The sequence below is a fragment of the Vibrio sp. 1069 genome (assembly GCF_033340555.1).
This window is the reverse complement of the sequence record NZ_JAWOWP010000422.1, coordinates 1-681: the sequence shown is the minus strand read 5'-3', so window position 1 is coordinate 681 and position 681 is coordinate 1. Positions and strand designations below refer to the sequence as shown.

The window sequence follows — 681 nt, the reverse complement described above, 5'->3', positions numbered from 1 at the left end:
ATGCACGGCTTCCGAGCCCTAAAAAGCGAAGTAATTATGTCAAATATGACGAATGCCGCCCCCCATACTCCTATTCAGGAAGCAGACTATTCTGCCATTCATCCCCCTTCCCTACTGAAACGCCTCGAACTCACCAATCCAGTATTCTGGTTGAGTGGTAGCTTCCTCAGTTTGTTCGTTCTGCTTGCATTGACGAACACCGAATCTCTAACCGCAATGGTTAACGCAGGCTTTGGGTTTGCGACAAAATATTTCGGAGCTTACTGGCAAGTATTGCTTCTTCTCAATTTCCTTATCGGTTTGGCTCTCGCGTTTGGTCGTCCAGGGTATGTACGTTTGGGCGGCTTAGCGAAACCAGACATCGACACATTTAAATGGCTGTCGATTGTACTGTGCACCCTACTCGCTGGTGGTGGTGTTTTTTGGGCTGCTGCCGAGCCAATTGCTCACTTTGTTACAGCGCCACCTTTGTATGGTGAAGCTTCACCAAAAACTTCTGCAATCAATGCATTATCTCAGTCGTTTATGAACTGGGGATTTTTGGCTTGGGCGATTCTCGGTTGCCTTTCTTCCATCGTATTGATGCACCTGCACTACGACAAAGGCTTGCCACTTAAACCACGCACGTTGCTTTACCCAATCTTTGGCGACAAAGCGATTCATGGCTGGATTGGTAACCTG

At 47.7% G+C, this 681-nt stretch carries 1 protein-coding gene; it reads left to right on the top strand.

Annotated features, from left to right (window positions below):
• Positions 1-36: 36 nt before the first annotated feature.
• Positions 37-681 (top strand): BCCT family transporter (locus R7040_RS26900; protein ID WP_318097662.1); only part of this gene is annotated, 645 nt, incomplete at its 3' end.